This is a genomic window from Paraburkholderia sp. JHI2823, assembly GCF_038900695.1.
GTDB lineage: Bacteria > Pseudomonadota > Gammaproteobacteria > Burkholderiales > Burkholderiaceae > Paraburkholderia > Paraburkholderia mimosarum.
In genome coordinates this window covers 1-6,555 of record NZ_JAYMRY010000088.1, presented here as the reverse complement: position 1 = coordinate 6,555, position 6,555 = coordinate 1, and the positions used below count along the sequence as shown (strand labels likewise).

The following is a 6,555-nucleotide window of genomic DNA, read 5'->3' as shown; positions in this document are numbered from 1 at the left end:
AGTCCGTCACCACTACCCGTGTATGCCTGATCGATACGCATGATGTTCTCCTCGGAGCCAAACCTCAGCACGCTGATTTTAGGCGTCAGCATGTCAAGGCCTTCGCTCATAGGATCTCGAAACAGCCCGCCTGGATCCAGCGTTGCGTCTGCTGGTAGACCGCCTCCCACGGCGGAAAGTCATTGGGCAGCAGACGCCACGGTGCACCCGCGCGGACAATCCAGCGCAAGGCGTTGAACATCTCGCGCAATTCGTAGCGACGCTGAGGCGCGTCCTTGTTCATCAAGGTCAGGTACGGCGCGGCGAAGTACCACTCTTCATCCGATACATCCGTTGGGTAAGGGCTGCGTTTTTTCATCCCGCCAGGGTACCAGGTCTGGCCGAAAGTTCATAACACCTTCTAGATTCCCGGGGAGGATACTCACCAAGTTATAAGCTTTACGACAGTCGGTGGGGGTAACGTCCGCCAAAAATCCAAGCTGAAGGAGTATCAACAAAGCCTTAGCCACACGAGATGGGACTGCAAGTATCTCGTAGTGTTCATGCGAAGTCGGCGCAAGGAGCGAATCATCGGTCCGCTCAGGCGGCAATTCCGCGAGATACTGACAGGTGCACCAAATAAGGCGTGATGCGTTATACGGGTATGAACCCGAAAACCGATGCTCGAAAACTGGACCAGTCGACGCAGGCGCACCTGAGAAAGATGGTGGTGCAGGCGGTGCGCGACGGGATGACGCAAGTCGAGGCCGCTCGAACGTACCGTGTGAGTTTGCGCGATAAGCAGGTGGATGAAGACTGCGCGGGAAGGCGGCCTGCGGGCGCTGAGGTCGGGCAAGCGGGGCCGTCGACCGGGAAGCGGCCACCTGACTCATCGGCAAGCCGTAAAAATCCGCAAGCTGATCATCGAGCGGATGCCGGATCAACTGTCGATGCCGTTCTACCTGTGGACCCGCGAATCGGTCGCGCAACTGATCGAAAGGCAGTACGGCATTACGGTGTCGAAGTGGACGGCGGGTCGATACCTGAAGGCGTGGGGTATGAGTGCGCAGAAGCCGGTGCGACGGGCCTACGAAAGAAAGGACGAAGCGATCGAGCGCTGGCTGAACGAGGATTACCCAACGATTGCGAAGGAAGCAAAGCAGGAAGGCGCGACAATCTACTGGGGCGACGAAATGGGATTGCGAAGCGACCACATCAGCGGAACCAGCTTCGCCTTGAAGGGCGAAACGCCGGTGGTCCGCGCGACCGGCAAGCGCTTCGGTTGCAACATGATCTCGGCGATCACCAACCGCGGCGAATTGAGCTTCATGGTCTTTGAAGGCACGTTCAGGAATGCAACTTTCATCGAATTCATGAAGCGGCTGATCAGGCAGGCCACACGCAAGATCTATCTGATCGTTGACGGGCATCCGGTGCATCGGTCCGCCACCGTCAGGAAGTTCGTCGCCGAGAACGCCACGCGTCTGCGACTGATCCGGCTGCCTGGCTACTGTCCCGAACTGAACCCGGACGAACTGCTCAACCAGGACGTCAAAACCAACGCGCTGGGCAAGAGCCGACCGACCAGCAAGGCGGACATGGTCGGCACAGTCCGCCGGCATCTGCATCGACGGCAGAAGGAACCGCACGTGATTCGCAATCTGTTCAAGGAAAGACATGTCAGTTACGCCACCCAATAAATAACGCCATATTTGATGCACCCGTCAGTAATTTACGAGCTTTCGTCGCAGAAGGAGCCAGAGGAACCTAGATAAGCCTCTTCTAGGCGGCCACAATTTCCAGCGATTGGCTTTGGATGTGTTTGACCTCAACGGAACGGCATCCATTCTGGCTCGGGCTGAGCGGGCAGTGGATTGGTTGTACGACTCCGAGGGCGACTCGAAGACAAAACCCCGGGGATCTCACCACCGCAACTTCGTGCCTGCACTGCAGCAATAGGCGAGCAGAAATGTAGGAATCCCGGGCGTCTCTGCCACGATGTTGCGGATGTCCTTGTTGAGCTTGGCCATTGCAGCTGACACATAGTCGGGAGCCGGCAGTTTGTTTGTATTGAAGTCGTGGACAGCCACAGCAATGGCCTTGTTGTCTGCCGTCACGGGATGGGCGAGAGCCCGATCTTCTTCCGCAAACCTTTGCTCGCGCGTTGCGACAGCACCGACTTGTCCCACGCCGCAATAGCCGTGGGTGCCCGACATTACGTGAATCGTATGGCTGTCGCCCTTTAGCCCTGCAGCGATCTTCTCAAGAGCCGCTGCGACGTCCCTTACGCTACATTCCCCATGGAACCCCCAAATCTGCACAGTACCAAGGTTGTCGTTGGTAATTTTTACGAGTTCTGCCATATCCATTTCCGAAGGAGAAAGAGGAAACGCGTCGTGATGCACGGCGTACGAAGGTGTCCAACCATTCTTGAGAAGTCAGTAGCTCAACGGCCACACGAGATCCTAGTGATTTAAGAGGTGCCATCCATTACCAATCAATCTCTCAACCTTTGCGAGTCCAATTGGTTAGCGCTCACCGTGAGGTACATTTTGCTGCGTGGACAAGAGAGAAACAAGACATTTAACATCAAGATAATTGATATGCAGTTCAGTCCGAGCGAACTGTGGCGCAGCAGTTTGTTCATGGCCCGCAGCAAGCATTTCCACTGGCCCTTGACCTTGATGAGCTATCGTTGAAAGTGGTGTACGCGGCGTAGGGAAGAGGCAGGAGAAGGCGGTGGCGATTGAAGGAGAATGTTGCTTCTCACGGTAACACTTCCTCAATCGAACTCCACCACCATGGCGAAACATACGCAGGATACGAGCGGCAGTCAAACGGCAGAAGCAGACATCAAGGGTACGCCCGGCCTGGACGATCTGATCCAGCAAGGGGCGCGGCGGATTATCCAGCAGGCAATTGAGGCGGAACTGGCGGCAATGCTCGAGCAGTATTCGAATGTGAAGACGATCGATGGCCGGAGGGCGGTCGTCCGCAACGGCTATCTGCCAGAGCGCGAGATCGTCACGGCTGTGGGCCCTGTGCCCGTTCAGGTGCCAAAGGTGCGAGACCGTTCGGGTTCGGGCGTGAAGTTCAATTCGACGGTCGTGCCGCCCTACGTGCGCAAGTCCCCGCGAGTGTCGTCGTCGCTGCCGTGGCTGTACCTGCGAGGCGTCTCGACTGGCGACATGGGCGACGCTGTCCGAGCTACTCGGCGAGCAGGCCAAAGGGCTGTCGGCGAGCGTTGTGAGCCGCCTGAAGGCCGCATGGTCAGAAGAGTTCGAGCAGTGGAACAAGCGCGACCTGTCGGGCTCGCGCTGGGTCTACTGGTGGGCCGACGGCATCCACACGCAGGCTCGCGCCGAGGATTCTGATGGTCAGTGCCTGCTGGTGATCATCGGTGTGAAGCCCGATGGCAGCAAGGAGCGCGTGGCGCGCAGCGACGGTTATCGCGAATCGAAGGAATCCTGGAAAGAGCTGCTGCTCGACCTGAAGAAACGAGGCCTGCAGGCACCACCGCTGCTCGCGGTCGGCGACGGCGCGATGGGATTGTGGGCGGCGCTTGAAGAGGTGTTCCCGCAGATACGGCACCAGCGCTGTTGGTTTCACGGCAAGAACGAGACGTGAGGTCTGCCAAATATTGCCGCCCCGTCCGAGGGGGTGCCTACGTAGTCTCAGAGCTTTTCCTTAAAAGGGTCTGGCATGGCGCTTAAAAGTCCGACCGGAAGACTTGAACGCGGAATACGGCGTAACAGAGGAGGGCAGTCCGCACTGACTGGGAGTGTTTATTCGGGCCCCAATATACAACTCGACGCGTGGTCGCTGGGCCTTTGGTCAGCTGTTTTCCGTAGGGCGGATGTCGTCTCACTTGCACCTCCTGTGCGACGCGGAGTAACATGGGCGTGTGATCTAACGTGGCCATGTGATTTCACATGGCCAACTGAAATAGCGTGGCCAGGTGAATCATGAGCGACACACACTCCCTGACCGGGGCAACCGACCGTCTCGCGCGACACGCCGTTTATTCGCTCTTCGAAAGCAACGGTTGGCAAGTCCAGGAGGACAGTGAGCACGGCAAGGGCGGAGATTTCGTCCTGACCAGCCCTCACGGTCAGACGTATCACGCGGTATTGAAAGCCCTAACGGAAGGGCGCGCCGATCGGGTGATACCGCTTTTCTCGCAGGCGCTGCTCGAATCGCGCGTCCACGCCAATGCAAAGCCGGGCAAGTCCCATCCCGCTGTCCTCATCTGGGTGGGAAGCGCATCGCAGGCGCTCGTCACCAAGCTTGGAGATTTTCAGCGTGCGTATGGCAAAGGGGAACCTGTCGCCATCCTGTCGGACGTGCCGCTGTACGTTGACTTTCCGGGACTGGAGGCCGATAAACGGCCAGTGAGTGTGCGGCGCAGCAGCCATTCCGCACCGCCGACGCTCGTTTTCTCCGATCTCGTCCAATGGATGCTCAAGCTCCTGCTCGCGGCCGATATCGTGCGAGAGAACCTGATCAATGCCCCGGAGAAGACGTACATGACGGCGACCGACCTTGCACGCGAAGCGGGTGTATCGGTCATGACCGCTACGCGGCTCGTCAATGCCCTGAAAGAGGAAGACTTCGTCGAGGCGGTGCCGCACCTGCGACTCGTCCAACGACGCAAGCTCGCGCAGCGGTGGAAGGCCGCCTACGTGAAACCGACAGTCAGCGTGCCGATGAAATTTCTCGTGCGTGGCGTGCCCGAGGAGCAGCAGTTACGAAAGACGCTCAAGCGGGAAGAGGGGGCGACACTGGGCCAGTTCGCGGCGGCGCACGCACTGGGCGTAGGGCACGTCCATGGCGCATTGCCGACTTTGTGGGTGCCCAATCTCGCAGCAGTTGAAGGCTGGCGGGGGCTGAAGCGTGCGCTCGAGGGTGAGCGGCCGGATCTGATTCTGAAGCAACACCCGTATCCTCAGTCGCTGCTTCGCGGGCGCGTGATGCGCGAGGGCGTCTGGGTGTCCGACATTGTCCAGACGTGGCTTGACGTCTCCGCCGATACGACGCGAGGTGCCGAGCAGGCAGCCGAGCTCGAGCACGGCGTGCTGGCAAGCATTGTGGGAGAAAAAATGTGAGCGAATTGGCAGACTTCAGCAGACTGGCGATGACGCTCGAGCCATGGCGCAAGCAGATCGTCTTTGTTGGCGGATGGGCATTCCGGCTGTACCGCTATGAGCCGCGTGCTTACACGGCGGACCACAATCCGATCTTCACCCAAGACGCAGATGTGGCCTACGACACGCACGAACTGCTCGAAGGCGATATAAAGAAGGCATTGGAAGGGGCTGGGTTCACCGAAGAGCCGAACCTTGCTGGCGGGTTCAGACCGCCAGCGATGCGTTACAACCTGGGCAGTGACGCAAACGGGTTTTACGCGGAGTTTCTTACCCCACTCACGGGCAGCGGGAGGAAGCGCGACGGGAAAGGAGGATGGGAAGAGGACGCAACGGAACTGCACGCTGGTGTCGTTGCGCAAAAGCTTCGTTTCCTGGAAGTACTGCTCTACAAGCCTTGCCTTGTAACCATCCCGAAAGATGAGTCCGGGCTGGATGAGGCGGTGGCCGATCTTCGCGTGCCGAACCCGGCGAGTTTCATGATCCAGAAGCTTCTGATCCGGGACAAGCGGGTGGGACAAAAGCGCGCTCAGGACGTGCTCTACATCCACGACACGCTCCAGCTCTTCTACGGAGCGATCGAGACCGACCTCGTCCCGATCTGGAAGGAACTTGAGGGCACGCTGCATGCAAACCAGCAAAAGTCAGTTCGCGACGGCGTCAGGGAACTGTTTTCAGGGATGAACGACGTCATCCGCGAAGCGGCGGCGATTCCAGCTGACAAGCGGGACCCTGAGGCAATGCTTCAGCTGTGCAGGGAAGGCTTCGAGGACCTCTTCGGCGAGGTCTAGCCCGATCTGCCAGTTAACCGAATGCTCATGCTTCGCTCGTGCCGGTCTCGGTGGGCTTGCCCGAAGCGGTGGCCCGAGTCATATTTCCGTTCAACGGGAATTTTTGGCCAGTCGCTGGACGATCCTTGTGTTCGATGAGCCGGTTCAACACCGGCGCGAGCGCATCGTCGGAGTTCTTCTCGTAGATGAGACGAGCTCGCAGCACGTGTCAGCACGGCTATTTCACACGATCAGCTACAGAACTCGCCAACGCTGCATCAGTGCGCCTGTTAGGGCGCCGTGAGTTGCAGGCCTACCTTGACGACTACAACCAACGGATCATCGAGCAGTTCCGTCTGGACGGTGGTGGTACGGAGGAATCTGAATCGCCAACCTTCACCGGGGCATGACCGGGCTACTTCGCAACTGTACGAGCGGCCGCGTGCCGCCTGTTACGTCGCGAACAATTCGAGAGGCGGCAGGTGAGTTTGTCGCGTGATCGGCGAGGTGGAATTTCGGAACATCACCGCGAGGGTCTGTCAGGTTGATGGAGAGGGGGCGGTAGAATGACGTAATGAAGAAGACAAAACCGCTTTATCACGGCCACCGCTTCCCTGCCGTCGTCATCAGTTGCGCGGTTCGCTGGTATTTCCGGTTCAGCC

4 protein-coding genes and 4 pseudogenes are annotated in these 6,555 nt (G+C 58.7%); 6 read left to right on the top strand and 2 right to left on the bottom strand.

What is annotated here, in order from left to right; genetic code table 11:
* Positions 1 to 118 precede the first annotated feature (118 nt).
* A pseudogene (locus VSR34_RS37055) lies at positions 119 to 358 on the bottom strand (transposase); the annotation flags it as partial.
* A 121-nt stretch (positions 359 to 479) separates the two neighbouring features.
* Here VSR34_RS37055 and VSR34_RS37050 point away from each other — a divergent pair.
* Positions 480 to 605, top strand: a pseudogene (locus VSR34_RS37050) (IS200/IS605 family transposase); the annotation flags it as partial.
* Positions 606 to 788: 183 nt separating this feature from the next.
* A complete protein-coding gene (locus tag VSR34_RS37045) occupies positions 789 to 1,679 on the top strand; it encodes an IS630 family transposase (RefSeq protein ID WP_342965085.1) in 891 nt (296 codons plus the stop codon).
* A gap of 222 nt (positions 1,680 to 1,901) precedes the next feature.
* On the opposite strand, the gene VSR34_RS37040 is transcribed toward VSR34_RS37045, so the two are convergent.
* On the bottom strand, positions 1,902 to 2,342 hold the full coding sequence (locus tag VSR34_RS37040; RefSeq protein ID WP_342965084.1) for a hypothetical protein: 441 nt from the start codon (positions 2,340 to 2,342) through the stop codon (positions 1,902 to 1,904).
* A gap of 393 nt (positions 2,343 to 2,735) precedes the next feature.
* Here VSR34_RS37040 and VSR34_RS37035 point away from each other — a divergent pair.
* The 4 genes and pseudogenes from VSR34_RS37035 to VSR34_RS37020 all read left to right on the top strand — a co-directional run.
* Positions 2,736 to 3,588, top strand: a pseudogene (locus VSR34_RS37035) (IS256 family transposase); the annotation flags it as partial.
* A gap of 356 nt (positions 3,589 to 3,944) precedes the next feature.
* On the top strand, positions 3,945 to 5,084 hold the full coding sequence (locus tag VSR34_RS37030) for an RpiR family transcriptional regulator (RefSeq protein ID WP_342965083.1): 1,140 nt from the start codon (positions 3,945 to 3,947) through the stop codon (positions 5,082 to 5,084).
* Positions 5,081 to 5,914, top strand: a complete 834-nt coding sequence (locus VSR34_RS37025) for a GSU2403 family nucleotidyltransferase fold protein (protein ID WP_342965082.1) — start codon at positions 5,081 to 5,083, stop codon at positions 5,912 to 5,914. The genes VSR34_RS37030 and VSR34_RS37025 overlap by 4 nt, the downstream gene beginning before the upstream one ends.
* 553 nt (positions 5,915 to 6,467) lie before the next feature.
* Positions 6,468 to 6,555: pseudogene (locus tag VSR34_RS37020) on the top strand (IS6 family transposase); the annotation flags it as partial.

Coding starts and splice junctions, on each gene's coding strand:
- VSR34_RS37045 (WP_342965085.1), top strand. CDS start 789: ATGAAGACTGCGCGGGAAGGCGGCCTGCGGGCGCTGAGGTCGGGCAAG.
- VSR34_RS37040 (WP_342965084.1), bottom strand. CDS start 2,342: ATGGCAGAACTCGTAAAAATTACCAACGACAACCTTGGTACTGTGCAG.
- VSR34_RS37030 (WP_342965083.1), top strand. CDS start 3,945: ATGAGCGACACACACTCCCTGACCGGGGCAACCGACCGTCTCGCGCGA.